Annotated in this window: 26 protein-coding genes; 15 read left to right on the forward strand and 11 right to left on the reverse strand. The window is 67.2% G+C overall.

Annotated elements, in window-relative coordinates; all coding sequences use genetic code 11:
• Window positions 1-14: 14 nt before the first annotated feature.
• The 10 genes from VVR41_RS05820 to VVR41_RS05865 all read left to right on the forward strand — a co-directional run bounded on the left by VVR41_RS05820 (window position 15) and on the right by VVR41_RS05865 (window position 8,795).
• Window positions 15-932 carry a D-isomer specific 2-hydroxyacid dehydrogenase family protein gene (locus VVR41_RS05820; protein ID WP_368523971.1) on the forward strand — a complete coding sequence of 306 codons (918 nt, stop codon included), beginning with the start codon at window positions 15-17 and terminating at the stop codon, window positions 930-932.
• Between the two features lie 23 nt (window positions 933-955).
• Entirely contained in the window at window positions 956-2,266 is a 1,311-nt protein-coding gene (locus VVR41_RS05825; RefSeq protein WP_368523972.1) for a glutamate-5-semialdehyde dehydrogenase, read from the forward strand.
• 37 nt (window positions 2,267-2,303) lie between these two features.
• Window positions 2,304-2,936 (forward strand): nicotinate-nucleotide adenylyltransferase, encoded by a 633-nt coding sequence (nadD, locus tag VVR41_RS05830; RefSeq protein ID WP_368523973.1) that lies wholly within the window; start codon window positions 2,304-2,306, stop codon window positions 2,934-2,936.
• Between the two features lie 106 nt (window positions 2,937-3,042).
• The gene (rsfS, locus tag VVR41_RS05835; protein WP_368523974.1) at window positions 3,043-3,546 is read left to right on the forward strand and encodes a ribosome silencing factor; all 504 of its coding nucleotides are present in this window, start codon (window positions 3,043-3,045) and stop codon (window positions 3,544-3,546) included.
• Between the two features lie 61 nt (window positions 3,547-3,607).
• Window positions 3,608-4,258, forward strand: coding sequence for a histidine phosphatase family protein (locus VVR41_RS05840; protein WP_368523975.1), 651 nt, complete (start codon window positions 3,608-3,610; stop codon window positions 4,256-4,258).
• Window positions 4,258-5,070 carry a DegV family protein gene (locus VVR41_RS05845; RefSeq protein WP_321101274.1) on the forward strand — a complete coding sequence of 271 codons (813 nt, stop codon included), beginning with the start codon at window positions 4,258-4,260 and terminating at the stop codon, window positions 5,068-5,070. Before VVR41_RS05840 ends, VVR41_RS05845 begins: the two co-directional genes overlap by 1 nt.
• 79 nt (window positions 5,071-5,149) lie before the next feature.
• Complete coding sequence (locus tag VVR41_RS05850; RefSeq protein WP_368523976.1) at window positions 5,150-5,812, forward strand: ComEA family DNA-binding protein; 663 nt, start codon at window positions 5,150-5,152, stop codon at window positions 5,810-5,812.
• 3 nt (window positions 5,813-5,815) lie between these two features.
• Entirely contained in the window at window positions 5,816-7,420 is a 1,605-nt protein-coding gene (locus tag VVR41_RS05855; protein WP_368523977.1) for a ComEC/Rec2 family competence protein, read from the forward strand.
• A gap of 10 nt (window positions 7,421-7,430) precedes the next feature.
• The gene (holA, locus tag VVR41_RS05860; protein ID WP_409338281.1) at window positions 7,431-8,360 is read left to right on the forward strand and encodes a DNA polymerase III subunit delta; all 930 of its coding nucleotides are present in this window, start codon (window positions 7,431-7,433) and stop codon (window positions 8,358-8,360) included.
• 30 nt (window positions 8,361-8,390) lie between these two features.
• The gene (locus VVR41_RS05865) at window positions 8,391-8,795 is read left to right on the forward strand and encodes an ankyrin repeat domain-containing protein (protein ID WP_368523979.1); all 405 of its coding nucleotides are present in this window, start codon (window positions 8,391-8,393) and stop codon (window positions 8,793-8,795) included.
• Between the two features lie 5 nt (window positions 8,796-8,800).
• On the opposite strand, the gene VVR41_RS05870 is transcribed toward VVR41_RS05865, so the two are convergent.
• Complete coding sequence (locus tag VVR41_RS05870; protein WP_368523980.1) at window positions 8,801-9,385, reverse strand: LURP-one-related/scramblase family protein; 585 nt, start codon at window positions 9,383-9,385, stop codon at window positions 8,801-8,803.
• 39 nt (window positions 9,386-9,424) lie between these two features.
• On the opposite strand from VVR41_RS05870, the gene VVR41_RS05875 reads away from it, so the two are divergent.
• Both VVR41_RS05875 and VVR41_RS05880 read left to right on the forward strand, forming a co-directional pair.
• Window positions 9,425-9,790 carry a hypothetical protein gene (locus VVR41_RS05875; protein WP_368523981.1) on the forward strand — a complete coding sequence of 122 codons (366 nt, stop codon included), beginning with the start codon at window positions 9,425-9,427 and terminating at the stop codon, window positions 9,788-9,790.
• On the forward strand, window positions 9,791-10,642 hold the full coding sequence (locus tag VVR41_RS05880; protein ID WP_368523982.1) for a hypothetical protein: 852 nt from the start codon (window positions 9,791-9,793) through the stop codon (window positions 10,640-10,642). It abuts the gene before it with no gap.
• 27 nt (window positions 10,643-10,669) lie between these two features.
• On the opposite strand, the gene rpsT is transcribed toward VVR41_RS05880, so the two are convergent.
• The gene (rpsT, locus tag VVR41_RS05885) at window positions 10,670-10,933 is read right to left on the reverse strand and encodes a 30S ribosomal protein S20 (protein ID WP_321101258.1); all 264 of its coding nucleotides are present in this window, start codon (window positions 10,931-10,933) and stop codon (window positions 10,670-10,672) included.
• A 196-nt stretch (window positions 10,934-11,129) separates the two neighbouring features.
• The gene (locus tag VVR41_RS05890) at window positions 11,130-11,675 is read right to left on the reverse strand and encodes a type II toxin-antitoxin system PemK/MazF family toxin (RefSeq protein WP_368523983.1); all 546 of its coding nucleotides are present in this window, start codon (window positions 11,673-11,675) and stop codon (window positions 11,130-11,132) included.
• Window positions 11,676-11,817: 142 nt separating this feature from the next.
• Between VVR41_RS05890 and lepA the strand changes: the two genes are divergently transcribed.
• The 3 genes from lepA (at window position 11,818) to VVR41_RS05905 (ending at window position 15,176) form a co-directional block, all read left to right on the forward strand.
• Window positions 11,818-13,680 (forward strand): translation elongation factor 4, encoded by a 1,863-nt coding sequence (gene lepA / locus VVR41_RS05895; RefSeq protein WP_368523984.1) that lies wholly within the window; start codon window positions 11,818-11,820, stop codon window positions 13,678-13,680.
• A 125-nt stretch (window positions 13,681-13,805) separates the two neighbouring features.
• On the forward strand, window positions 13,806-15,002 hold the full coding sequence (locus tag VVR41_RS05900) for an alpha/beta fold hydrolase (protein ID WP_368523985.1): 1,197 nt from the start codon (window positions 13,806-13,808) through the stop codon (window positions 15,000-15,002).
• Between the two features lie 36 nt (window positions 15,003-15,038).
• Complete coding sequence (locus VVR41_RS05905) at window positions 15,039-15,176, forward strand: hypothetical protein (protein ID WP_321101252.1); 138 nt, start codon at window positions 15,039-15,041, stop codon at window positions 15,174-15,176.
• Window positions 15,177-15,192: 16 nt separating this feature from the next.
• On the opposite strand, the gene VVR41_RS05910 is transcribed toward VVR41_RS05905, so the two are convergent.
• From VVR41_RS05910 to treS, 8 genes are all read right to left on the reverse strand, one after another.
• Window positions 15,193-16,548 carry an ATP-binding cassette domain-containing protein gene (locus VVR41_RS05910; protein ID WP_368523986.1) on the reverse strand — a complete coding sequence of 452 codons (1,356 nt, stop codon included), beginning with the start codon at window positions 16,546-16,548 and terminating at the stop codon, window positions 15,193-15,195.
• The gene (locus VVR41_RS05915) at window positions 16,535-17,317 is read right to left on the reverse strand and encodes an ABC transporter permease (protein ID WP_368523987.1); all 783 of its coding nucleotides are present in this window, start codon (window positions 17,315-17,317) and stop codon (window positions 16,535-16,537) included. The genes VVR41_RS05910 and VVR41_RS05915 overlap by 14 nt, the downstream gene beginning before the upstream one ends.
• Window positions 17,314-18,255, reverse strand: a complete 942-nt coding sequence (locus VVR41_RS05920) for an ABC transporter permease (protein ID WP_409338282.1) — start codon at window positions 18,253-18,255, stop codon at window positions 17,314-17,316. The genes VVR41_RS05915 and VVR41_RS05920 overlap by 4 nt, the downstream gene beginning before the upstream one ends.
• A complete protein-coding gene (locus VVR41_RS05925) occupies window positions 18,252-19,739 on the reverse strand; it encodes an ABC transporter substrate-binding protein (RefSeq protein ID WP_368523988.1) in 1,488 nt (495 codons plus the stop codon). Before VVR41_RS05925 ends, VVR41_RS05920 begins: the two co-directional genes overlap by 4 nt.
• A 28-nt stretch (window positions 19,740-19,767) precedes the next feature.
• A complete protein-coding gene (locus VVR41_RS05930; RefSeq protein ID WP_368523989.1) occupies window positions 19,768-20,757 on the reverse strand; it encodes an LLM class flavin-dependent oxidoreductase in 990 nt (329 codons plus the stop codon).
• Between the two features lie 19 nt (window positions 20,758-20,776).
• Window positions 20,777-22,180 carry a branched-chain amino acid transport system II carrier protein gene (brnQ, locus tag VVR41_RS05935; protein WP_321101243.1) on the reverse strand — a complete coding sequence of 468 codons (1,404 nt, stop codon included), beginning with the start codon at window positions 22,178-22,180 and terminating at the stop codon, window positions 20,777-20,779.
• Between the two features lie 93 nt (window positions 22,181-22,273).
• Complete coding sequence (locus VVR41_RS05940; protein ID WP_368523990.1) at window positions 22,274-23,359, reverse strand: trehalose synthase; 1,086 nt, start codon at window positions 23,357-23,359, stop codon at window positions 22,274-22,276.
• Window positions 23,360-25,069, reverse strand: a complete 1,710-nt coding sequence (gene treS, locus VVR41_RS05945) for a maltose alpha-D-glucosyltransferase (protein ID WP_368523991.1) — start codon at window positions 25,067-25,069, stop codon at window positions 23,360-23,362.
• Between the last annotated feature and the right edge of the window lie 5 nt (window positions 25,070-25,074).

The raw sequence follows: 25,074 nt of genomic DNA on the forward strand, positions 1-25,074 counted from the left end.
CTAGATTGGCGGGTATGAAATTCGCATTCGTACCCAAGCCGTGGCCGCAGGCGGTATCGGACTTAGAAGCCGCCGGCCACATGCACGTCGGGATGGACGACGAGCCTGACCTGGTGATGTTTCGGGGCACTCCCCGCCACTTCCCAGAGCGGTTGCCGGCCAGCGTGAAGGTGGTGCAGGTTTGCTACGCCGGCGTGGAGGAGCTCGCGCAGGAGGGCATCCTCGCGGCCCATGACGTGCGGTGGGCCAACGCCGCCGGGCTTTTCGACGACACCGTTGCCGAGTCCGCGCTCGCGCTCTTGCTCGCCGTGCTGCACCAGCACAAGGCTGTCGAGCGCGAGTGGAACCAGCGCGAGCTGTTCGCCTCCACCAATTACCTGTTCGACAAGGCCACGGTCGCCATCATCGGCGCGGGCGGGATCGGGCGCACACTCATTAAGTTCCTTGAGCCATTCGGCGTCGACGTCATCGCAGTCAACCGGTCCGGCACCCCGGTCGAGGGAGCGGCGCGTACCGTCGCGATGTCGGATCCCGCATCGCGGGAGGTGTGGTCGAGCGCGGACTACTTCGTCCTGCTCGCACCGCTGACCGAGGAGACCAGGCACATGGTCGACGCCGAGGTGCTCGAACTCATGCCTTCGCACGCCGTGGTGGTCAATGTGGGGCGCGGCCCGCTGATCGACCATGATGCGCTCGCGGACGCGCTGCACGACGGCACGATCGCGGGCGCGGGCCTCGATGTCACCGAGCCCGAACCTTTGCCCGCCGACCACCCGCTATGGGACATGCCGAACTGCGTGATTACGCCCCACACCGCGAACATTCCGCGCTACACCCAGGCGCGAATCGGCGCGCTTGCCGACGAGAACTGGCGCCTCTACAGCTCAGGCGAGACGATGCGCACCGAGGTGGATGTGGACCACGGCTACTGAGCCGACGTCTAAACTAGGTGGGCATGACTGCTATGGACACTGCCAAGGGCACTGCCCTTTCCCCCGAGCGCGCCCGCGAGCGCGAGGATGTGCTGGCCAAGGCCCGTGCGGCGAAGCAGGTCGCCCCGCAGGTGGCCACGCTGTCGACTCCGGCGAAGAACGAGCTGCTGCACGCGGCGGCAGACGCGCTCGTTGAACGCGCTGAGGAGATCCTCGCCGCCAACGCCGACGACATCGAGGCGGGCCGTGCGGCGGGGATGGACGACTCGCTCGTTGACAGGCTCGCGCTCGACCACGGGCGTATCGAAGGCATCGCAGGCGGCCTACGCCAGGTAGCCGGGTTGTCGGACCCGGTGGGCGAGGTGCTGCGCGGGCACACGATGGGCAACGGTATCCAGATGCGGCAGGTGCGCGTGCCGCTGGGCGTGATGGGCATGGTCTACGAGGCGCGCCCCAACGTCACCGTGGACGCGTTCGGGCTGGCGCTAAAATCTGGCAACGTCGCGCTGCTGCGCGGGTCGAAGTCGGCGCGCCGCTCCAACGAGGCGCTCGTTGGGGTGCTGCAGGACGTCGCCGCCGCGCACGGGTTGCCGCGCGAAATCGTCCAGCTTTTGCCGTGCGAGACCCACGACTCGGTCCAGGATCTCATCACCGCCCGCGGGCTTGTCGACGTCGTCATTCCCCGCGGGGGAGCACGCCTCATCGAGGCCGTTGTGCTCGGCGCGACGGTGCCGACGATCGAGACCGGCACGGGCAACTGCCACTTCTACATCGATGCGGCCGCGGATGTCGACTCCGCGATCGAGATGCTCCTCAACGGCAAGACGCGCCGGGTCTCGGTGTGCAACGCGACGGAGACGGTGCTTGTCGACGCCGCCCTGCCGGACGTCGATAAGCTTCGTGTGCTTCAGGCCCTGCAGGAGGCCGGGGTGACGGTGCACGGCGACGTCGATAAGCTTCGCGCGTTCGGCGCGGCCGACGTGGTGGCAGCGACGGAGGCGGACTGGGCCGAGGAGTACCTCTCCTTCGACATTGCCTTCGCCGTTGTCGACGGGGTGGAGGGTGCCATCGAGCACATCGCGCGCTGGTCGACGGGGCACACTGACGCGATCGCCTCGCGTGATACGGCGACGCTCATGCGGTTTGCCAACGCGGTGGACTCGGCGGCGGTGGCGTTGAACACCTCGACCGCGTTCACGGACGGCGAGCAGTACGGCTTCGGCGCGGAGATCGGCATCTCCACCCAGAAGCTGCACGCCCGCGGGCCCATGGCGCTGCCGGAGCTGACCAGCACCAAGTGGATTCTGCAGGGCAACGGCCAGACCCGCCCGTAGCGGGTTGCGCCGGGCCTGCCCGCTAGGCTGGGTCGATATGAATACGCGAGAGATCACCTCGGCGGGGTCGGTGCCGAAGCGACGCATCGGAGTGATGGGCGGGACCTTCGACCCCGTCCACCACGGCCACCTCGTGGCCGCGAGCGAGGTGGCGAACCACTTCGCGCTCGACGAGGTGATCTTCGTGCCGACGGGCCAGCCGTGGCAAAAAGACGGCACCCAGGTCACGGCGTCAGAGCACCGCTACCTCATGACGGTGATCGCCACGGCGTCGAACCCGCGCTTCCACGTCTCGCGCGTCGACATCGACCGCGACGGGCCCACCTACACGATCGACACCCTGACCGACCTCAAGGCGCTGTACCCGGATGCGGAGCTGTACTTCATCACCGGCGCCGACGCGCTCGGATCGATCATGTCGTGGCACAACTGGGACAAGATGTTTGAGCAGGCTCAGTTCGTGGGCGTGACCCGGCCGGGCTACGAGCTGCGGGAGGACATGCTGCCCCTCGAGCACCAGGAGCGGGTGCACCTGATCGAAATCCCGGCGCTGGCGATCTCATCGACCGATTGCCGCGCCCGCGCAGCCGAGGGCCGTCCTGTGTGGTACCTCGTACCCGACGGCGTGGTCCAGTACATCGCGAAGAACCGGCTGTACACGGGCGCGTAAGTGGCACTTATCGCCGCCGGCGTGGGAGAATGTGCACGTACTCGGAGTTCGATCGCCAATCGATTCGTCCATAAGCCGGTTTATTCGACATAAGGAACCAATTCATTTGACTGCATTGCAAACGTCCCGCGAACAGGCCATCGTGGCCGCGCGCGCCGCAGACGAGAAGCTCGGCCGCAACATCGGCGTCATTGACGTCTCGGATGTCTTGGGCATTACGGACATCTTCGTCGTCGTCTCCGCCGACAACGAGCGCCAGGTCGGCGCGATCACGGAAGAAATCGAGGACGCCATGACCGCGGCCGGGCTCGAGCCGAAGCGCCGCGAGGGCAACCGCGAGCTGCGGTGGGTCCTGCTGGATTACGGCACCGTGATCGTCCACGTGCAGCGCGACGCTGAGCGTGACTTTTACGGCCTGGACCGCCTCTACGCCGACTGCCCGGTCATCGAGGTCGAGGGTCTTGAGCCCTACGAGCGCCCCGACAACTTCGCTGCCGACGCCGCCGATGGCGCTGCGGTGCGTTCGGTCCAGGACATCGAGGACCTGCCGCTTGCCGGCGACGGCCCGGCAGCCGGCGACGAGTTCGACGAGCCCGGATACCGGTTCTAACACCGCAGGAGTTCGAACGCAGCAGGAGTTTTGGCCACGACGCGAGGTAGGTAACGGAACAATGAAGCGACGACTGATCATGCTGCGCCACGGGCAGACGCAGTACAACGCCACCCGCAGGATGCAGGGCCAGCTGGACACGGACCTGTCCGACCTGGGCAAGCAGCAGGCGCGCGCGGCGGCCGAACGGTTGCGTGACGCCGGCGTGACAAAGATCGTTTCCTCCGACCTCGTCCGCGCACGCGTTACCGCCGAGATCGTCGCCGATGTCCTCGGCCTGGACATTTCCCTGGACGAGCGGCTGCGCGAGACGCACCTCGGCCAGTGGCAGGGCAAGACCCACCACGAGGTCGACTCGTGGCGCGACGGCATCCGCGCCCACTGGCGCAACAATGCAGGGTGGGCTCCGCCGGAGGGGGAGAGCCGCCTCGACGTGGCGCGCCGAGCTCGCCCGGTCGTCGATGAGCTCATGGAGACTTACGACGATTGGGAGGACAACGCCGTGCTCCTCGTCGCCCACGGCGGCACCATCTCGGCGCTGACGTCGAACCTGCTCGACCTAGCCGAGTCCCAGTACCCGCTGCTCAAGGGCTTAAACAACACGAACACCTCCCAGCTGGTGGCCATGCCCGCCTACCCACACGACGGTAAGGCGCAGCCCGGCAAAGTGCAGTGGTACCTCGAAGCGTGGAACCAAGGAAACGGTGACTGATGGCAGTTCGCATCGTCGTTGACTCCGCCGCCGGCCTGCCCGAGGAGATCGCCGAACAGCTCGACATCACAGTGGCCGCGCTGCATGTGATGGAAGGCGAGGGCGAGGGGGCGTCGACAAGCGGGCTGTCCGCGATTGAACTGGCGGCTGTTTACGCCCGTCAGCTCGAGCGCGGCGGCGACGAAGGCGTGGTCGCCCTGCATTTGTCCAAGAACCTCTCGTCCACCTGGTCGGCCGCAGTGTCGGCGTCAGCGGTGTTTCCCGGCACGGTGCGCGTCGTGGACACGGACACCGCGGGCATGGCGCTCGGCGCCGCCGCGATGGCCGCCGGATCGCTCGCGCGTGAGGGGGCGAGCCTGGACGAGTGCGAGAAGCTGGCTCAGCTCACGCTTGCGCGCTCCGAGACGTGGCTGTACCTGCATCAGCTCGACGGGCTGCGCAAGAGCGGGCGGTTGTCCACCGGCACTGCGGTCTTGTCCGCCGCGTTGCTGGCAACCAAGCCCATCTTGCGCCTGCACGAGGGCAAGCTGGAGCTAGCAGGCAAGACGCGCACACAGACGAAGGCGCTGTCCAAGCTCACCGAGCTCGTGCTCGAGCGCGCCGAAGGCAAGCCGGTCTTCGCCGCCATCCAGCACGCCGACGCGCCGGATGTGGCGGAGGCGCTGGAAAGCACCCTGCGTGAGGTGTTGCCCGAGGGCTCGAAGCTCATGGTTGAGCCGCTTGTCGACGTCCTCGCGGTGCACACCGGCCCCGGAGCCGTGGGCCTGTCGGTTGTGTTCTCCTCCGAAGTTGTGGATAACGTCGACGCGTAGGTGACGTATCACCCCGGTTCTCCACAGGAGGGGCCGGGGTTCTTTTCTGCGGTGGGTGGTGCGCCGTAGCGTGCGGGCTATGGGCTCACTGGCAACCGCGGCATCTGGCCGGCTGAAGGAACTTACCCGTCCGACGGGGGAGGAAGACGTCATGCACGTCGACTATCCGCCCCCGCGCGTGCGGGTCGAACCCCGGACCGCGGTCGCGGCGGTGCTGGCTGTCGCTGCTCTTCTCGGCGGCTGGTTCGTGCTGCGCCCGCAACCGGCCGAGCTGCCGCCGGCGCAGTGGGGAGCGGTTGCGGAGGCGTCCACCTCCGTTGCCCCCGCGGAGGTGGTCGTCTCGGTCGTCGGCGCGGTGGAGCAGCCCGGTCTGGTCACCCTGCCGGACGGTGCCCGCGTCGCCGAGGCGCTCGCGCAAGCCCACCCGCTCCCGGACGCCGACCTTGTCAGCGTCAACCAGGCGCAGGTGCTTGTCGACGGCCAACAGATCCACGTCCAGGCCCTCGGCGCCGCCCCGCTGGCGCCTGATGCCGTAGGTGGCCCGTCCAGCGGGTTGGTCTCGCTGAACTCCGCGACTGCGGAGCAGCTCACTTCCTTGCCTGGGGTGGGGCAGGCCACCGCGGCGGCGATTGTCGCCCACCGCGAGGCCAACGGCCCGTTCGCTACGGTGGACCAGCTCGAAGAGGTCAAAGGCATTGGTCCGGCGAAGTTCGCAGCACTCAAAGACCTGGTCACGGTGTAAGTAGTGCAGGAACTGCGCCTCGTTCCTCCTGCGCTTGCGGTGTGGGCGGCGGCGCTCACCGTCCTTGTTGTTGGGGTGGTGCCCGCCGCAGCGCTGGTGGTCACCGCGGGATTAGCGTGTGCGGCGCTGCGGCAGTACGGGCAGGCCATCTTGGTTGCCGGGTTGGGCGCGGCGTCGTGGGCGGTGGCCACAGTGCGCTTGATGTTGGCTGAACGCTTCGACCCACCAGGGTCGGTGCGCGGGACCGTGTCCAGCGCGCCGGTGCCACTTGCCGACGGCGGATTCCTCGTCCGCGTCTCAGTGCCCGGCCACCCCGGGCCGATCCCCGTGTTCACCCGCGGCCTGCCCGACGGGGCGGTCCCCGGTGCGGTCGTAGACGCCATCGGCACGGTGGGCGAGGTGGGACGGCCGGGCACCACCCGGATCACGCTGAGCGGGCAGGTCCAGGTGGTGGAGCCGCCGCGGGGTATGGCTGCCGTTGCGGGGCACGTGCGCGAGACGCTGACCTCTGCGGCAGCCGCGCACCTCGGGGAGGGCCCGCGCGGGCTGGTGCCCGGGCTGGTCCTCGGCGACACCTCGCTTCAGACTCCGGCGCAGCAGCAGGCGTACGTGGACACCGGGCTGTCGCACCTGAGCGCGGTCTCGGGCAGCAACGTCGCCATCGTGACCACGGCCGCCGTGCTTGTCGCCAGCGCGCTGGGTTGCGGGCTTCGTGCACGGATCGTGTGCGCGGGTGTCGCGCTGATGACCTACGCCTGCCTCGTCGGGGCCGAGCCCAGCGTGCTGCGCGCGAGCGTCACCGGCCTGGTGTCGCTAGTGGCCGTGCTGTCGTCGCGGATCTCCGAGCCGGTCCACGCGCTGTGCCTCGCGGTGGTCGCACTCGTCATCGTCGACACCAACCTGGCGGTCAGCTACGGCTTCGCCCTGTCGGTTGCCGCGACCGCGGGGATCGTCGTGCTCAGCCCGCTGCTGTACCGCGCGCTGGCGGTGCTGCGCTGGCCCGAGATCCTCACCCGCGCGCTCGCCGTGGCGGTGGCGGCGGACGTGGTGACCATGCCGCTGATCGCACTGATGACAGGCCGGGTCTCCCTCGTGGCAGTAGCCGCCAACGTGCTGGTGGCACCGTGCGTCGGCCCGATCACCGTGCTGGGTTTGGTGGCCACCGTGCTCGCACTCCTGCCCGGAGGAGCGGAGGCCCCGCTGTTGTGGGTGGTGGAGCCCCTGGCGTGGTGGGTCAGCGCGGTGGCCGAGCACGGCGCGCGCCTGCCGGGCGCGACCATTCAGGCGCGCCCGCTGACGGTCCTCGTTGTCTACGGCTGGATCATCGCGGGCCTGGTGGCCGGCCGCCCCCGGTTCACGGCGCTCGCCGCGGCTGCGGTGGTGGCGGTCGCGTCCCTGGCAGCGCAGCCCACCCCGCGCCACCCGGCGATCGACCCAGCCACAGCGCGCACCCACGTGGTGTCCACCGAGGACGACGTCGAACCGGTCCCGGAGGGAACCGAGGTCGTCGTCGTGCTGGAAAGCGGTCGGGCGCCGCCACGGCCGGTAGTGACCGCCGGCGGGATCCCCGTGGTGTACCCCAACCGGGGTGCCACAGGGGGCGGATAGGATGGGCGGCATGCACTCCGACGTCCACCTGGTCCTCGGCGAAGACGAGTTCCTCGCCGAGCGCGCCACCGCCGCCATCCTCGAAAACGCCAGCCCGGCCGCGGACCTGACTAGGCTGCCCGCCAGCGAGGTGACAGAGGGAGAACTCGCCATGGCGACGAGCCCCTCCTTGTTCGCCGAGGAACAGATCGTGATCGTCACGGCCACAGAGCAGGCAGGCAAGGAGCCGGTCGAGGCGCTGTTGCGGGTGGCGGTTGACCCGCCGTCGGGGCTGACCTTGATCATCGAGCACACCGGCGGTGGCCGGCAGAAGGCGATGGTGCCGAAGTTTGCCAAGGTCGCCCAGGTGCACGAGGTCAACCCGCTGCGCGACAACGAGCGCCATACGTGGGTCAGCCAGGAGTTTCGCCGCCACGGACAGCGCCCCACCCCGGACGTGGTCGCGGCGCTGCTGGAGTCGGTGGGCTCCGACCTGCGCGAGCTCGCCTCTGCTGTCGACCAGCTTGTCGCCGACACGGAGGGCGAGCTCACGGTCGCGGGCGTGCGCGCCTACTACTCGGGTGTTGCGGAGGTTTCGGGCTTTGACATCGCTGAGCAGGCGGTCACGGGGCGCGTGGACAAGGCCCTGGCATCGACCCGCCGCGCGCTGCAGCTGGGTTTGAGCCCGGTGGCGGTGGCGGCGGCGCTGGCGGTGAAGGTGGGTGACATCGCCAAGGTCTATAACACCCGTGGCAACCCGAACCAGCTCGCCCGCACGCTCGGGATGCACCCGTTCGCGGCGAAAAAAGCGATGCAGATCGCGCGCAACTGGTCGGGCGAGTCGGTCAGCGAGGCCGTCATCATCATCGCGGAGCTCGACGCCGCGGTGAAAGGCCAGGGCGGCGACGAGCGGTTCGCCCTTGAGAACGCGGTGCGCCGGATTGCGGAGCTAGCCCGATAGGCAGAGCAGGACGATGTTAGATTGGCTGGTGTGAACGAGGACAATGCCACCCGCGACCATGTTCCCGAGGACGTGCAGGAATTTGCCGCCAAGCTGTTTAACTTCGCCCGCAACGGCGATGTCGCGTTGCTCGACTACGTCGACCACGGCGTCGACGTGGACATGGCCAACCAGGACGGCAACACTTTCCTCATGCTCGCGGCGTACTCGGGGCACGAGGAGCTCGTGCGGGGTCTGATTGGGCGCGGGGCGGACGTCGACAAGCTCAATGCGCGCGGCCAGTCGCCGCTGTCCGGCGTGATCTTCAAGAAGGAGGACGCGATCGTCGAGGTCCTCCTCGACGCGGGCGCCGACCCGCGGGCGGGCCATCCGGACGCGGTGGCGACCGCCCAGATGTTCGGCCGGGAGGACCTGGCGCAGCTGATGGGACAGTAAGCCGCCTAGCTGCTGGCCCGGGCGTTGCGCTTCGCCCGTGCCATCTCCATGCACAGGGTGGTGCCGACGATGGCCGCGCGCTGGTGCTCGCTCAGCCCGGGGGTCATGTGCAGGACGTAGGTGCGTTTGCCCATCATGAACCGGCCCAAGCCCGACCACCGGGTGTCGATCGTGGCAATCGTCGCACCGCGCGAGGCCAGCTCGAAGTTCCACCGCCAGACGCTGCCGCGGGCCTCGATGTCGGGGAGGCCGTCCATCGTGATGGTGAAGCGTTCGCGTGCCAGCGAGAACCGGTTGGTCACCCGCGCCAGCGGGACCGCGCCGCCGGGGAGGAACACCTCGTACGAGTCGCGCAGGAGGTTGAACGGGTCAGTGAGTGTCAGCACCGCGCGCAGCGGGGTTCCGTCGGTTGCTGTCTCCTCGACGTCGATGCTGCGGGAGCTGGTGAACATCTCGGCGAGCGAGAACCGTCTCTGCGTGGCGACGCCGAGCGGGGTGCCGTCGGGCGCCGACAGGGTGAACCGGTTGCGCAGGAGCACGCGGGCCGTGGATATGACAACGTCATCGTGGGAAAACAGGGTGGGAGCCATGGGGCCACCCTAGCGCCGATGGGTGTTATCCTCTCCCGCGTGAGGACGGAAGAACCCGAAGAAACAGAAGCACAGGAAGAGCAGGGCCGCGCCGGCCGCCAGAAGGCGGTGCCGTGGCTGGCGCTTGTTGCCATCGCGGTCGTGCCCGTGCTGCTCGCGCTGACGCTTCCGGGTTCGACCGTGACCGCTGTGCTGCTCGTCTACCTGCCCGCGGTGTCCTTCGCACTTGGGCTTATCGACGCCGTCACCTTCCGCCCCACAGGATCATTCCCACTGCTTGCCGGCACGTTCTTTCTTGTCTCGAGCTGGATGTTCTACAACGACGGCGCCTGGATCTACGCGCTTGTTGTGGCCGTACTGGCCGCGGCAGGCGGGGCGCTGGCGCGGCTGCGGCGGGTGAGCTAGATGGAAGCGTGGGTCCTCGATCACCCAGAGTACGGCCGCATCGTCGCCGAATTCGGCTACGACCCGGAGTTCGCCGCGCGCGAGGTCGCCTGGCCGGGGTCGGAAGACGACGAGATCCGCCCCGTGACCGCCGACTCGTCGCTCTCCGAGCGCATCACGGCGCGTATGCACAATCCGGCTCTGCGCCTGCAGGTGTCTGTCGACGGGGAGGTCATGGGCCGCTTTAGGCGCGTGCGTAGCGGCCGAATCCCGCTTCAGCTGCGGAAAAACCCGCTGGAGTTCAGTGACAACGACATGGTGGCGGATTTCTCGAAACCGCACCTGAAGATCGACACGTCCATCCTGGGTGAGCCCATCAATGTCGAATTCCGCCAAGGCAAAGAGGTCGTCGAGTGCGACCCTTCGGCCGGCAGCAGGGGAGCACACCGGCGCGCAGAGATGGAACGCAGCCCGATCAAGCGCGTGCTGTATCCGCTGGCGGCGGGTATCGGCAAGAGCGGGTGGGCGCTTGCCGCCCTCATTCTTGGTCCAGTGATCGCGCGTTTTCTCGCGCGGGTGCTCGAGTGGCTGCTGCAGTTCGTCCCCGACTGGGAGATCACCTGGCCGGGCATCTACCTGCCGGTGCCGGACATTCCGGAGATTCGCTTGCCGGTGCCGTCGATAAGCATGCCCACGCTGCCGGAGCTGCCGGAGTGGGTGAAAATTGTGATGGATTACCAGCGGCTGTGGGTGCCGATTCTCATCGCTGTTGTCGTCGCCATGGTCGCGGTGCGCAACCACTCCAAGTCGGCCAAGCGGCGTAGGCAGTGGGAGAGTGTGGGCAGCGGCAAAGAAAAACCCGGCTCCCCGTAAACGGGAAGCCGGGTGACAAGGTGGCGCTTAGGCCATCTTGTTGAGGGCGCGAGCCATGTTGGACTTCTTGTTCGCCGCAGAGTTGCGGTGGTAGACGCCCTTGGTCACAGCCTTGTCCAGCTTGCGGGAAGCAACGCGCAGCTGAGCCTCAGCGGCAGCCTTGTCGCCGGACTCGACAGCCTCGCGGAACTTGCGGATCTCGGTGCGGGTTGCGGAGCGCACGGACTTGTTGCGCAGGCGGCGCTTCTCGTTGGTGAGAACGCGCTTCTTCTGCTGCTTGATGTTTGCCATCTAGGTACACCTCTTGGTTTAGGTCGAATCTGTGTCAATGCAGTCGACCCGGGAAGGGCATTGCGCGCCGGGCTTTGAAAAGAACGCGGGCCCAAGGTCCTGCTCGCGTAGCTCGACGCACCCGTATGAATCCCGGATACGGACAACTAGAGCAGGATAGCAAGGCGCAGGCTCCGGCTCCAAACCGTTGCGGCGCCTATGACCAGTCGAAGCGGTCGCGCAGGCGGTTGGCGATACGGTCGAAGCGCCGCGGCGGAAGGTAGATGCCCCGGCGGTGGACGTCGGTTTCCGGCACCAGCAGCGTCTTGTCCAGGCGCACCCAGCACTCCTCGCCGTTGTCCTCCCACTCGCCGGAGCCGATGCCCAGCCAGTCGTCGTCGCGGGCGTGGTCTGTTTCCGGGGAGATGAGCAAGCCGATCACGTCGCGGTGCTCGCGGCCGATGACCACGATGGAGCGCTCCCGCGGTGGCGACGACGGCACCGTTACCCAGACGACCTCGCCGGGCTCGGCCTGGCCATCCATGTCGGGGGCGTAGTAGATGCCGCGGGCCATCTTCGCGGTGGGTTTGACCAGGAGATGCGCCGCCACGGTGCGCCGGCGGTCGCGCGGGGAGCTGCCCAGGCGCTCGTTGAGCAGTGCGAGGCCCTCGTCAAGCGCGCTTGTCGACGACCGCTTCGCAGCCCGCCTTGTAGTCCGTGTCGCTGTTCGGTTCGCTGTTCGGTTCGCGCGGCGGAGGAACATGGGCGGATCCTTTTTCGTGGGCGGAAGGCTTGAATTCACATTACGAGCGCGGCACGGTTCGCACAACCATGTGCGCGGCTGCGTCGCGCGCCTGGGTGGGCTGTTTTGTTTGCCCATTTAAGGCGGTAGAGTGGGTGCAACTATGGCTGCGCAAACGACGAATTTCGCGGAGCAGACGTTCACGGATCCGTCCGATATTCGCAACTTCTGCATTATCGCCCACATCGACCACGGCAAATCGACCCTCGCCGACCGCATTCTCCAGCTGTCCAACGTGGTGAACGCGCGCGATATGCGCGATCAGTACCTCGACAACATGGACATCGAGCGCGAGCGCGGCATCACGATCAAGGCGCAGAACGTGCGCCTGCCGTGGACGCCGCGCTCCGGCGAGTTCGTCGGCAAGCCGACCGTGCTGCAGATGATCGACACCCCGGGCCACGTCGACTTCTCCTACGAGGTCTCCCGCGCGCTCGAGGCGTGTGAGGGCGCGATCTTGCTTGTCGACGCAGCCCAGGGCATCGAGGCCCAGACCCTGGCGAACCTCTACATGGCGATTGACAAGGACCTGGAGATCATTCCGGTCCTGAACAAGATCGACCTGCCTGCCGCTGATCCGGAGAAGTACTCCCTCGAGATCGCCCACATCATTGGATGCGAGCCCGAGGACGTGCTGCGCGTGTCCGGCAAGACCGGCGAGGGCGTAGCGGAGCTGCTGGACAAGCTCGTTGAGCTCGTCCCGCCGCCGAAATCTGAGACCGGTTCCGACCCGAACGCGCCCGCCCGCGCGCTGATTTTCGATTCCGTCTACGACACCTACCGCGGCGTGGTCACCTACGTGCGCATGATGGACGGCACGCTCAAGCCGGGCCAGCAGGTGCAGATGATGAACACCGGCGTCAAGCACGAGATCCTTGAGATCGGCGTGGTCTCGCCCACGATGAAGAAGACCAAGGGTCTCGGCCCGGGCGAGGTGGGCTACCTCATCACCGGTGTGAAAGATGTGCGCGAGACGCGTGTTGGCGACACGGTCACGTGGGCGTCGAAAGGCGCAGACGTGCCGCTTGACGGCTTCGAGGACGTCAAGCCGATGGTGTACTCGGGCCTGTTCCCGGTCAGCCAGGAGGACTTCCCGGCACTTCGCGAGTCACTGGAGAAGCTGCAGCTTAACGACGCCTCCCTGACCTGGGAGCCCGAAACCTCCGTCGCCCTGGGCTTCGGTTTCCGCTGCGGCTTCCTGGGCCTGCTCCACATGGAGATCACCCGCGACCGTCTCGAGCGCGAGTTCGACCTGGACCTGATCTCCACCGCGCCGTCGGTCACCTACCGCGTCATCGCCGAAGACGGCAGCGAGCAGGTCGTGCACAACCCCTCCGACTGGCCGGGCGGCAAGCTGCAGGCGGTCTACGAGCCGATTGTGAACATGACCATCATCGTGCCGCAGGAATTCGTCGGTACCACGATGGAGCTGTGCCAGTCCAAGCGCGGCTCGATGAAGAACATGGAGTACCTCTCCGAGGACCGGGTCGAGCTGCGCTACATCATGCCGCTTGGCGAGATCATCTTCGACTTCTTCGACATGCTGAAATCCCGCACCAAGGGTTACGCCTCGCTCAACTACGAGGAGGCCGGCGAGCAGGAGGGTGACCTGGTCAAGGTGGACATCCTGCTCCAGGGCGAGCCTGTCGACGCCTTCTCCGCCATCGTCCACAAGGACTCCGCGAACTGGTACGGCAACAAGATGACCAAAAAGCTCAAGGAGCTCATCCCGCGCCAGCAGTTCGAGGTGCCCGTCCAGGCAGCGATTGGTTCGAAGATCATCGCCCGCGAGAACATCCGCGCCCTGCGCAAGGACGTGTTGTCCAAGTGCTACGGCGGTGACATCTCCCGCAAGCGCAAGCTGCTGGAGAAGCAGAAGGCCGGTAAGAAGCGCATGAAGTCCATCGGTTCGGTTACCGTGCCGCAGGAGGCGTTCGTCGCCGCGCTGTCGACCGACGAGGAGTAGTCGGGGTGTGGTCCAGTGACAAAAGTTGCTGGCCAGAAAAACTGACCTGGGGATAGTGACAAATCTCGTGCGCCGGGTGCCACTTTTGTCACTGGCCCCGACACAGCCCCGCTAGCATCGGCGGCATGGGACTTCTCGGATCCGGCCGCACCATCGAGCTCAAGCGCGAAGGGGTGAGAATCTTCGCCCGCGTGCTGGGCGACGACACCGCACCCGCGCTGATCTTCCTCCAGGGTGGGCCGGGTTTTCCGAGCCCGCGCGAGCGCTTCGAGTGGATCGGTGAGGCGCTAAAGCACTACCGGGTCGTGCTGCTCGACCAGCGCGGCACCGGCAACTCCACGCGCGTGGACCGGGCCACGCCGGAGCTTATCGACGCCACCTTCCTCACCCAGCTTCGCGCCGACGCCATCGTCGCCGACGCGGAGGCCGTCCGTGCCGAGCTCGGCATCGCACAGTGGGACGTGCTCGGGCAGTCCTTCGGCGGGTTCTGCCTGGCGCACTACCTCGCGCGCCACCCCGGGGCCGTCCGTAATGCGTTTTTCACCGGGGGCCTGCCCACCTCAACCCGCGGCATTGACGAGGTCTACGCGGCGACATTCGCAAAACTGAAGGCGCGCCACCTGCGGTTCTACGCCGAGGTGCCGTTCTCCGAGCAGCGGATCCGCGACATCTGCCGCCACCTGGACACCTCGGAGGAGGTTCTGCCCACCGGGGAGCGCCTGAGCTCGCGGAGGTTCCGCACCATTGGGGTCAACCTGGGTCGCGAGGGCGGATTCGATTCCCTTGCGGCGCTGCTCGAGCAGCCCTTCCACTCCAACGGCCGGCTGCGCACCGACTTCCTGGCGGAGGTGGGCGCGCAGGTCAGTTTCGAGACCGCCCCGCTGTACGCTGCGATCCACGAGCCGATCTACGCGGGCACGGTGCCGGGAGCGACGAACTGGTCGGCGGAGCGCGTGTCCGAAACCCTCGCTGGTTTCGCGCCGGGCGCCTCCCCGGACGACGAGGAGTTCTACCTCACCGGCGAGCACATCTTCCCCTTCCAGTTCGACGAGGACCCGGCACTGCGCCCTTTCAAACAGGCCGCTGAGGCGCTGGCCGCGAAGGACGATTGGGCGAACCTCTACGCCGGCCTGGGTCGCGTCGGCAACGCCTACGCCGTGGTCTACACCGACGACATCTTCGTCCCGCGCGAACTCTCGCTGGAGACCGCTGGCATCCTCGGCGCGCGCGTGCACGAGACCAGCGCGTGGCAGCACGACGGGCTGCGCCGCCACGGCGCGGAGGTCATCGGGGTGCTCACAGCAATGGCGGGGATCGGATAGTCCCACTTTCGGCGTTTCGGGGATAGGATAGGCGGCATGCAGGCACCTTTTCCCCGGGAGCAGACGCAGTTGACCCACAGTGAGGTCGACGCCTTTGAGAAGATGGCCAGCGGATTCGAGCTCAGCCAGGAGCACCTGCTGGATCCGTCGCTGATGTTCTACGTCACGCGCTAGAGCCTCCTAGAGCCTCCTAGAGGCTCGACGCCTCCAGCAGCGCGCGGGTGTATTCGTGGCGCGGGTTCGCCCACACCTCGGCCGTCGCGCCGTGTTCGACGATGCGCCCGGCGTGCATGACGGCGACGGTGGGGCACAGCTCGCGCACGACCGCGAGGTCGTGGGAGACGAAGATGAGGGTGTTGTCGGCGACGACGTCGTCGACAAGCTTCAGCACTCGGGCGCGGAGGGTGATGTCGAGGGCGGAGACGGGTTCGTCGGCAAGCAGGATGGGTGCGCGCGGCGCGGCGGCGCGCGCGATGGAGATGCGCTGGCGCTGCCCGCCCGAGAACTCCCGCGGCAGGCGGGATCCCATTCCGGCCAGCCCCACCTGGGATAACACTTCCTCCACGCGCGCAGAATCGGCGCCCGTCTCCGCGATCGACTCGCCCACAGCCATGCGCGGGTCGAGGGAAGAATAGGGGTCCTGGAAGACCATCTGGATGTCGCCGGCGATGTCCACGGTGCCGGAGTCGGGGGCAGAGAGCCCGGCGATGACGCGCAGCAGCGAGGTCTTGCCGGAGCCGGAGCCGCCGACGATGCCGAGGCGCTCGCCGCAGCGGACGTTCAGGCTCACGTCCCGCAGCGCCTGGGTCGCGCCCCTGGTCAGCGAGACATCCGTCAGCGCCACCACGGGCTCACCGACAGAGCGCGCGGCGGCGGGCGCGCCGGGTGCGGACGCGGCGGCGAGGGCGCGGGCGTAGTCGGAGTCGACCGGCACGATGCGACCGTCCTTGAGCACAATGACGCGCTCGGCCATGCGCCGGATCACGGCGAGGTCGTGGGAGATGAACACCAGCCCCATGCCGCGCCGGGCGATGACCTGGTCGAGCAGGTCGAGGATTTGCGCCTGGACGGCGACATCGAGGGCGGTGGTGGGCTCGTCGCACACCAAAATGTCGGGGTTCTCGGCGAGAGCTGCGGCGATGAGGACGCGCTGGCGCTGACCACCGGAGAGCTCGTGCGGGTAGGCGTCGGGCCGGTCGACGCCGACCTCCGCGAGGAGCGCGCGTGCCCGGTCGCGGTCGCGCGAGACCTGGCGGCCGACCTTCATCAGCGGGTCGAGAGCGGTCATCGGCTCTTGAAAGACCATTGCGACTTTGCTGCCGCGCACGGTGCGTCGGACACGGTCGGGGGTGCCGATCATCTCGGTCGAACCAACGCGCACCGATCCCGTGGCGGGCAGGTCGGGCAGCAGGCCCATGATTGCTAGCGCGGTCATGGTCTTGCCCGAGCCGGATTCGCCGATCAGCCCGACACGCTCGCCGCGGGCGACGTCGAAGCTGACGTCATGGAGGATGCCGGGGATAGAGAGGTTCTTAACGCTGATCACGCGCGCCCCCGATCAAGTTGAAGCCGAGGACCGTGACCGCGATGGCCAGGCCCGGCCACAGCGCTAGGTGGGGCGCGGTGGCGAGGAACGGCTGGCTGGACTGCAGCATGCGCCCCCACGACGCGTAGGGCGCCGGTGTGCCGAGGCCGAGGAAGGACAGGCCGGCCTCGGCGAGGATAGCCAGGGCGAGCGCGACCGAGATCTGCACGATGATGAGGGGGGCGATGTTCGGCCACACGTGGCGCCTGGCGACGGTGAGTCCAGGCACTTTCGCCACGCGTGCGGCGAGGATGTAGTCCTGGCTCATCACCTGCAGCGTGCCCACGCGCGCCACGCGGGCGAAGCCGGGGATGCCGGCCAGGCCGATCGCGAGCACCACGACCCACATGCTGGCGCCGAACACGGCGGTGAACACAATGGCTAGAAGGAGCGCCGGAAACGCCAGCGCGAGGTCGCTTAACCGCATGACCGCGCCTTCGACGAACCCGCGTCGCATCCCCGCCCAGATACCCAGCGGCACGCCGACGAGTGCGGACAGCGCCACCGCCCCAAGCGAGACCGCGAGGGTCACGCGCGCGCCCGCCATGATGCGGGAGGCGACATCGCGGCCGAATTGGTCGGTGCCCATCCAGTGGGTTGGACTCGAGGTCTCTAGGCGCAGCGCGGGGTTGGCTTGCACGGGGTCGAAGGGGGTCCACACGAAGGAGATGAGCGCGCACACGGCGATGACTGCGACGATGCTCGCGCCTACTTTCTGCTGGGTGTTCACGCTTTCCTCCTCACGCGCGGATCGATCACGGCATACAACACATCTACGAGGGCATTGACCGCCAGGGTGAACGCGACAAGCAGCATCATCACGGTCTGCACGGTGGTCAGGTCGCGGGTACCCACCGCAGTCAGCAACATGGTGCCCAGCCCGGGCAGGGTGAACACCCGCTCGATGACGACGGCTCCGACAATGAGGGTGGACAGCTGGACGCCGGCGACGGTCAGCACCGGCAACGCCGCGTTTTTCAGCACGCGGCCAAGAAGCACCTCGCTTATCGACGCCCCCCGTGCTCGCGCCGTGCGCACATAGTCCTTGCCCATCTCCTCGCGCACCGCCCCGCGTACGTAGCGCGACAGGATCGCCGCCTGCACCAGGGTCAGCGCGGTGACTGGGAGCACCAGGTGCGCCGGGGTGCCCCAGCCGTTGGCCGGTAGCCACCCGAGGCGGACCGAGAACACCGCGACGCCGAGGATGCCGACGAGGAAGCTGGGCACCACAATGCCGAGCTGGGCCAGCACGCCGAGGGCGGCGCCGTCGGGCCGACCACCCCGCGCGGCGAGGTACACGCCGACGGGTACGGCAATGGCCAGCGAGAGCAGCATCGCCGTGCCGGTGAGGGTGAACGAGACCCCGGCGCGCTCGATGACCTGCGGGGTAATATCCGTGCCGCTGGCCATCGATACCCCGAAGTCACCGGTGAGCAACCCACCGATCCAGTCGAGGTACTGGGTCAGCAGCGGGCGGTCAGTGCCGAGTTTCGCGGACAACTGTGCGACCGCTTCCTCGGTCGCGGACACACCCAGCGCGATGCGCGCCGGGTCGCCCGGCACCGCGCGCAGCAGAAGGAAGATGATCACGCTGGCGGTAAACATCAAGGCGGCGGAGCGGGCGAGGATGCGCGCGAGAGCGGCGGCGACACCTTTCGGCGCGGTCACGGCGTGGCTCCTTTCGTCACATCGGCAAGACGCAGCGCGTCGGTGACCATGTTCGGGTTGACCCCGCCGACACCGGGCGCGGTCAGCACGAGGTTTGGCACGTTGACGAGCGTGAGCGCTGCGGCGTCGGCCATGATTTGGTCGATGGCCGCCGCCATGTTTTCTTCCTGGTTGCCGACCTCGGCGGCGTCGAGAAGCGCGCGCGTTCGCGGCGAGTCGTAGCCGAGGTAGTAGTCGGGATCGCCGAAGATCATCGGGATGTCGCGCGGCTCGATGTGGGCCACCAGCGAGGCCTGGTAGTCGTGGCCTGTGAGCACCTGGTTGAGCCACACCGCCGGGAACTCGACGGTGTCGAGGCGCACGTCGAAGCCGACGTCGCGCAGCTGGGAGAAGATCAGCTCGCTGGCGGTCTGCGCGTACGGCAGGTTGGGCACGGTGATGGTGACGCTGGGGCGGCGGCCGTCGAGAAGCTCGCGGGCCCGCTCCGGGTCGAAGGGGTAGTAGTCGCGGCCGGTGAACCAGGGGTCGGTGGGCGGCACGGGGGCGCCGCCGGTGTCGGTGGCCAGGCCGTTGAAGACAACCTCGCTCAGTGCCGCGCGGTCGATCGCGTAGGCGGCGGCCTTGCGCACATCAGGGTCGTCGAAAGGCGCGGCGTTGTTGTTCATGCTGAACACGAGCTCGCCGTTGGTGGTGCCGACGAGGACCTCGATAGCGTCCGGGAGGGCGCCGATAAGCTCGGGTGCTTGCATGAACCACACCACGTCGACGTCGCCGACGCGCAGGGCGTTGACGGCGGAGACCGAGTCCGCGAAGTAGCGGATCGCGGCGTCGTGCTCGACGGGCGCGCCCCAATAGTCGCCGCGCGAGGCGAACTCGACCGCGTCCCCCGGGCGGAACGCGCGCAGCGTGTACGGGCCCGTGCCGAGCGGGTCGGTGGCGAGGCGGTCGATACTCTCGGGGGTCATCATCGCGCCGGTGAATGTGCCCATTGACCACAGCCAGCTTGTCGACGGCCCCGCAAGCGTCACCTGCACCGTGTGCTCATCCAGCACGGCAACGTCGCGCACGGGATCCATCTGCGCCTTCAGCGCGTTCGTCCAGGAATCGCGGACGTATTCGATGGAAAACTTCGCGTCCTCGGCGTTAAACGGTTTGCCGTTGGAAAAGGTCACGCCCTCGCGCAGATGGAAGGTGTAGACGGTGCCGTCTTCGCTGACGTCCCAGCTGGTGGCGAGGAAAGGCTGCGGTTGCCCGGAGTCGTCTATGCGCACCAGTGTTTCGTAGATGTTGCCCATCATCGCCTGGGGCGCGGCGGCACCCCCGACGGTGGTGAAGTCGAGGCCCGCGGGCGCGGCGGAGGCGGCGACCACGACGCTGTCGCGCCCGTCGGCTCCGCCGGTTGCGTCAAGCGCCGGTGAGCAAGCGGTGATCGCGGACAGCGCTACCGCTGCCGCGACGACGCCGGCGGTCCTGCGGGAAGTCATGGGTGCATAGGTTACACAAGGCACCGACCTACTTCAGCCAGTTGTCCGCCAGGATGCCCATTCCCGCCACAGCCTCGTCGTGGCTGGGCGCCTGCAGCGAGATCATCAGCTCGTCAGCAGAGGAGTGCTCGGTGAACCAGGTGAGGTAGCGGGCGACCTGCTCGCCGGTGCCGGAGGCGGTGTAGCGCAGCATGCCGGTGATCTCGCGGCCCTGGGGAGAGGAGACGACGGTGTCAAGTTGGGCGTCGTCAAGCACGTGCCCGCGGCGTCCAATAAACGCCCGCACGCGGTTGCGGTGCACGAGCGCGGTCTGGCGCTCGGCGTCCTCGGTCGTCTCGGCGGCGGTGACGTTGACCGCCGCGAGCACGTAAGGCTCCGGGTGTGCCTCCGAGGGCACGTAGTTATCCCGGTAGTAGGAGGTTGCCTCCTCAAGGTGCTGCGGGGCGAAGTGGGAGGCGAACGAGTACGGCAGGCCGAGCTTGGCGGCAAGCGAGGCGCCGAACAGGGAAGAGCCCAGGATGTAGAGGGGCACGTTGGTGCCGGCACCGGGAAAGGCGGTGACGCCGGGGATCGGGGAGCTCTCAGATAGCCACGCCTGAAGCTCAGCGACGTCCGCGGGGAAGCGCTCGGCGGAGCTCGGGTCGCGCCGCAGCGCGCGGCCGAGGGTCTGCTGGTCGGTGCCGGGGGCGCGGCCGAGGCCCAAGTCGATGCGACCAGGGTAGAGCTCGGCGAGCGTTCCGAACTGCTCGGCGATGACGTAGGGCGAGTGGTTCGGCAGCATCACTCCGCCGGCGCCGAGGCGGATCGTGTTGGTGCGCGCCCCAATGTGGGAGATCAAAACGGCCGGTGCGGACGAGACGATCGTCGTCATGTTGTGGTGTTCGGTGTACCAGACACGCGAAAACCCCAGCGATTCCGCCTTCTGGGCGAGTGCCACGGAGCGTTCCATGGACTCGGCAGGGGTTTCGCCGGGGTAAACGGTGCAGAAGTCGAGCAGGGAAAGCGGGGTGGTTGTCATGCCACCACGCTACGCCTTGCTAGGAGGCGGTGACGGCCTCTCCGTTGACGGTTTCGTTGGTACCGATCGCCATCGGGGTGCGGGGGCGAGCCAGGTCGATGCCCAGGCCCACGATGAACGCGGCGATGACCGGGACGATCCAGCCGAGGCCGTCCTCCTGAAGCGGTGCCCACGCCACCAGCGGGGTCAGCATGTCAGCGGCCCAGCCCAGGGAGATGAACGTCTCGATGGCGGACCAGATGGTGGCAACCCAGATCGGAAGGAAGAATGCCCACGTGAAGCGGGTGCGGGAGCGGAAGGCCGGCTCGATCAGGGTGACAAAGATCAGCGCGATGGCCGGCGGGTAGAGGAAGCCGATGACCGGAGCGGCAATCGCCATAACGAAGCTCAGGCCCTGGGTCGCGATGACGATGGAGGTGACTGTGAAGACGACGGCCCAGAGCTTGTAGGAGCCGGGGAACTGCTCGGAGAAGTACTCGGCGGTGGCGGTGATGAGGCCGACGGCGGTGGTCATGCAGGCCAGCAGGACGATGGCGGAGAAGATCAGCTGGCCGACAGAGCCCATCGTCAGGTTGGAGGCGTCGGCAAGCAGGCCGGCACCGTTTTCGTACTGGCCCGGGTTCGGGATCACGCGACCGATGGCGCCGAGGCCCAGGTAGATCAGGGCGAGCATGACGCCGGCGCCGATGCCGGAGAGGATGGTGCCGCGAACCAGCGGCTTACCCTCGGAGAATCCGCGGTAGCGCAGGGTGGAGATGACGACGATGGAAAACGCCAGCGCGGCGATGGAGTCCATGGTCAGGTAGCCCTGGAGCAGGCCCGAGGTGAACGGGCCGTCGGTGTACGCCTCCGACGGGGTACTCGGGTCCGCCTGCCACTTGAACAGGGAGAGCGCGATCATGACGAGCAGGAGGATGACCAGCGCCGGGGTGAGGAACTTGCCCAGCGTCTCCGTGATCGTGTTCGGGTTCCAGGACAGCGCTAGGGCGATGCCGAAGAACACGATGTTGAAGATCGCCGAGGCCAGCAGGCCCTCCCAGCCGAACAGCGGGGTCACTGCTGTCTCAAACGAGACCGCGCCGGTGCGCGGCAGGGCGTAGAAAGCACCGATGGACAGGTAGGCCAGCAGCGGGAAGATCAGGCCGAACACGGTGCCGGCGCGCTGCGCGAGGTCGCGCACGTTCGCACCCGACAGGGCAATGGCGATAACCGCGAGCACCGGAAGCAGCGCGCCGGTGGCGAGGAAGCCGAGGATTGCGGGCCAGAAATTGTCTCCGGCCTCAACGGCCAGCATGGGCGGGAAGATCAGATTTCCCGCACCGAAGAACATGGAGAAAAGTGCTAGCGCGGTGACGACGATTGCCGTTGTTGATGAGCCACTCGCGCCCTCGCGCGAATCCTTAGTGGCGACTGTGGAACCCATGGAATCCTCCTTCAATACGTGTGACTCACTTAGAGTAGACTGCCAACGTATAGAAATAGAAAATTTTGGAACGTGGCGTCCCACACAGTGAAATTATGCGTCCGCTAATCGACGAATGGCCGCAAGCGGAATACCCACCCAATCAGGACGGTTGTTCGCCTCATACGCCACCTCGTAGGCCGCCTTGTCCGCTATGTACGCAGCGAGGATCGGGTCACGCTCCACCCCGTAGCCGGCGAGCAGGTCGCGCACGTACCCCTGCTCCCAGTCGTCGTCCCGGCCCGCCACGGCTGCGGCGTATCCGAAGGAGCGGACCATCCCGGCGACGTCGCGAAGCGTGTGGTCCGGGCGGCGGCGCTCGACAAGTGGGCGGGTCGGCTCACCCTCGAAATCGATGAGGAACCAGCGCTGCGGCGTCTTCAGGGTCTGACCCAAGTGGAGGTCGCCGTGGATGCGCTGGATCTCGACCTCGCCGTGGGGGATCTGTGCGTAGAGCTCGCGCAAGCTGGGCTCGACCTCGTGCAAGACCGGGGTGCCGGCCACGAGATGGTCGAGGTGCTCATTGAGTGTGCGCGCCAGCTCGGCGCCGGGGACGGTCTCGGTGCCGAACGCCTCCGCGAGCGCCTCGTGGACGGTGCGGATCGCTTCACCCAGCTCACCCGGGTTCTCGATGCCAGCATCAGAGGTGGCCAGGTCGAAGCCGTCGACGCCGTCGCGGATGAGCTGCTGCTGCATCGCGATGGTCGCCGCGCCACGGGTGACGTGGCCGCGCACACCGGCCACGTTGGGGCAATCCGCGATGCCGGTAAGCAGCTCCACGTCCGGGTTGACGCCGTCTTCGAGGCGGCGAAACACCTTGAGCACCCACTCGCCGTCGACCACCAGGGAGGTGTTGGACTGCTCCGCGCCCATCGGTTCGGCCGTCGCACCGGCGATGGTGCCGTGGACCGTGCCGAAGTGGGAGACGTTGTCCAGGTAGGCGCTCGCGCCGGCGGCGGTGTCTAGGGCGTCGGCGGAGGTGGCGTCGACAAGCACTTGGTAAGTGTCGGTGACGCCGCCGTGGCGGACGCTGAGAAGCTGCCACTTAAAGTCACCCGCGGGCGCGCTCGCGGTGACCTCGACCGCGTCGATCGGCTCCGCCTTCGCGCGGTAGAACCGCTGGCTGCGCAGGTCAATCATTTAGGACTCCGGGTACTGGGAGATGTCGAACCAGAAGAAGCCGTGCGGGGCAAGCGTGACCAGCCACGGCAGCTCACCGATGGCGGGGAACTCCACGCCGCCGGAGACCTCCCGGGGCACGATGCCGTTGTACGCCGACAGGTTCATCTCGACCGGCTGTGGGCGCGAGCTCATGTTGTGAATACACAGGACGCGCTCGCCCTCGTACTCGCGGATAAAGGCGAGCACCTGCGGGTTGCCGTGCTCGACCGGGATGTAGGACCCGCGCCCGAACGCCTTGTACTGCTTGCGGATGTGCACCCGCTCGCGCACCCAGTGCAGCAGCGAGTTGTCCTTTTTCATCTGCGACTCCACATTGACGATGTGGTAGCCGTACTGGTCGTTTCGGATTGGCGGCAGATACAAACGCTCCGGGTCCGCCTTGGAGAACCCGCCGTTGCTGTCGTTCGACCACTGCATCGGGGTGCGCACGCCGTCGCGGTCCGGCAACCAGATGTTGTCGCCCATCCCGATCTCGTCGCCGTAGTAGAGGAAGGGCGAGCCGGGCAGCGACAGGAGCAGCGCGTGCGCCAGCTCGAGGCGGTCGCGGTGCCCGCCCAGCAGCGGCGCTAGACGACGCCTAATGCCCACGTTGGCGCGCATCCGCGGATCGAACGCGTAGTTTTTGTACATGTAATCGCGTTCTTCTTCCGTGACCATCTCGAGGGTGAGCTCGTCATGGTTGCGCAGGAAGATGCCCCACTGTGCCGATTCCGGCTTCTCCGGGGTCTCGTTAAGAATGTCGATGATCGGCTGCGCGTTTTCCTGGTGCATCGCCATGAAGATGCGCGGCATGACGGGGAAGTGAAACGCCATCTGGCACTCGTCGCCCTCGCCTTCGCCGAAGTAGGCGACGACCTCATCTGGCATCTGGTTGGCCTCGGCGAGGAGGAAGCGGCTTGGGTATTCGTCGTCGAAAAGCGTGCGGACGCGTTTGATGAACTGGTGGGTCTCAGGCAGGTTCTCGCAGTTGGTGTTCTCGCGCTCGAACAGGTACGGGATCGCGTCGAGGCGGATGCCGTCCATGCCCAGGTCGAGCCAGAAGCGGATCACATCGAGGATCTCCTCCTGCACCACCGGGTTGTCGTAGTTCAGGTCCGGCTGGTGGGAGAAGAAGCGGTGCCAGAAGTACTGCTTGCGCACCGGGTCATAGGTCCAGTTGGAGTCCTCGGTGTCGATGAAGATGATCCGGGCTTGGTCATAGGTGCTCGGGTCGTCCGTCCAGACGTAGAAGTCGCCGTAGGGCCCGTCCGGGTTGGTGCGCGATTCCTGGAACCACGCGTGCTGGTCCGAGGTGTGGTTGATGGGGAAGTCCGTGATGATGCGGATTCCGCGGCGGTGGGCGGCATCGATGAGGTTGACGAAGTCCTCGACGGTGCCGAACTCGGGTAGCACCTTGCGGAAGTCCCGGATGTCGTAGCCGCCGTCTTTGAGCGGGGAATCGTAGAACGGGGGCAACCACAAGCAATCCACGCCCAACCACTGCAGGTAATCGAGCTTCTCCTCGAGACCTTTCAGCGTCCCCGAGCCCGTGCCATCAGGATCAAAGAAGGCCCGCACGAGCACTTCGTAGAACACCGCGTCCTTGTACCACTCAGGGTCGGGGCGCTGCCACGGTTCTTCGACGGGGGCCGGGAGCTTGAAATCAGTGGCCTGGGGCGTGTGGTCCATGCCCC

The organism is Corynebacterium sp. LK2510, assembly GCF_040946405.1.
In the GTDB taxonomy this organism is placed as follows: Bacteria; Actinomycetota; Actinomycetes; order Mycobacteriales; family Mycobacteriaceae; genus Corynebacterium.

Excerpts from the sequence above, each read along its gene's own strand:
- VVR41_RS05840 (WP_368523975.1), top strand. The coding sequence starts at position 3,608 with ATGAAGCGACGACTGATCATGCTGCGCCACGGGCAGACGCAGTACAAC.
- nadD (WP_368523973.1), top strand. The coding sequence starts at position 2,304 with ATGAATACGCGAGAGATCACCTCGGCGGGGTCGGTGCCGAAGCGACGC.
- VVR41_RS05850 (WP_368523976.1), top strand. The coding sequence starts at position 5,150 with ATGGGCTCACTGGCAACCGCGGCATCTGGCCGGCTGAAGGAACTTACC.
- VVR41_RS05825 (WP_368523972.1), top strand. The coding sequence starts at position 956 with ATGACTGCTATGGACACTGCCAAGGGCACTGCCCTTTCCCCCGAGCGC.
- holA (WP_409338281.1), top strand. The coding sequence starts at position 7,431 with ATGCACTCCGACGTCCACCTGGTCCTCGGCGAAGACGAGTTCCTCGCC.
- treS (WP_368523991.1), bottom strand. The coding sequence starts at position 25,069 with ATGGACCACACGCCCCAGGCCACTGATTTCAAGCTCCCGGCCCCCGTC.
- VVR41_RS05900 (WP_368523985.1), top strand. The coding sequence starts at position 13,806 with ATGGGACTTCTCGGATCCGGCCGCACCATCGAGCTCAAGCGCGAAGGG.
- VVR41_RS05880 (WP_368523982.1), top strand. The coding sequence starts at position 9,791 with ATGGAAGCGTGGGTCCTCGATCACCCAGAGTACGGCCGCATCGTCGCC.
- VVR41_RS05925 (WP_368523988.1), bottom strand. The coding sequence starts at position 19,739 with ATGACTTCCCGCAGGACCGCCGGCGTCGTCGCGGCAGCGGTAGCGCTG.
- brnQ (WP_321101243.1), bottom strand. The coding sequence starts at position 22,180 with ATGGGTTCCACAGTCGCCACTAAGGATTCGCGCGAGGGCGCGAGTGGC.
- VVR41_RS05940 (WP_368523990.1), bottom strand. The coding sequence starts at position 23,359 with ATGATTGACCTGCGCAGCCAGCGGTTCTACCGCGCGAAGGCGGAGCCG.
- VVR41_RS05890 (WP_368523983.1), bottom strand. The coding sequence starts at position 11,675 with ATGTTCCTCCGCCGCGCGAACCGAACAGCGAACCGAACAGCGACACGG.
- VVR41_RS05905 (WP_321101252.1), top strand. The coding sequence starts at position 15,039 with ATGCAGGCACCTTTTCCCCGGGAGCAGACGCAGTTGACCCACAGTGAG.
- VVR41_RS05870 (WP_368523980.1), bottom strand. The coding sequence starts at position 9,385 with ATGGCTCCCACCCTGTTTTCCCACGATGACGTTGTCATATCCACGGCC.
- VVR41_RS05845 (WP_321101274.1), top strand. The coding sequence starts at position 4,258 with ATGGCAGTTCGCATCGTCGTTGACTCCGCCGCCGGCCTGCCCGAGGAG.
- VVR41_RS05930 (WP_368523989.1), bottom strand. The coding sequence starts at position 20,757 with ATGACAACCACCCCGCTTTCCCTGCTCGACTTCTGCACCGTTTACCCC.
- VVR41_RS05820 (WP_368523971.1), top strand. The coding sequence starts at position 15 with ATGAAATTCGCATTCGTACCCAAGCCGTGGCCGCAGGCGGTATCGGAC.
- lepA (WP_368523984.1), top strand. The coding sequence starts at position 11,818 with ATGGCTGCGCAAACGACGAATTTCGCGGAGCAGACGTTCACGGATCCG.
- rpsT (WP_321101258.1), bottom strand. The coding sequence starts at position 10,933 with ATGGCAAACATCAAGCAGCAGAAGAAGCGCGTTCTCACCAACGAGAAG.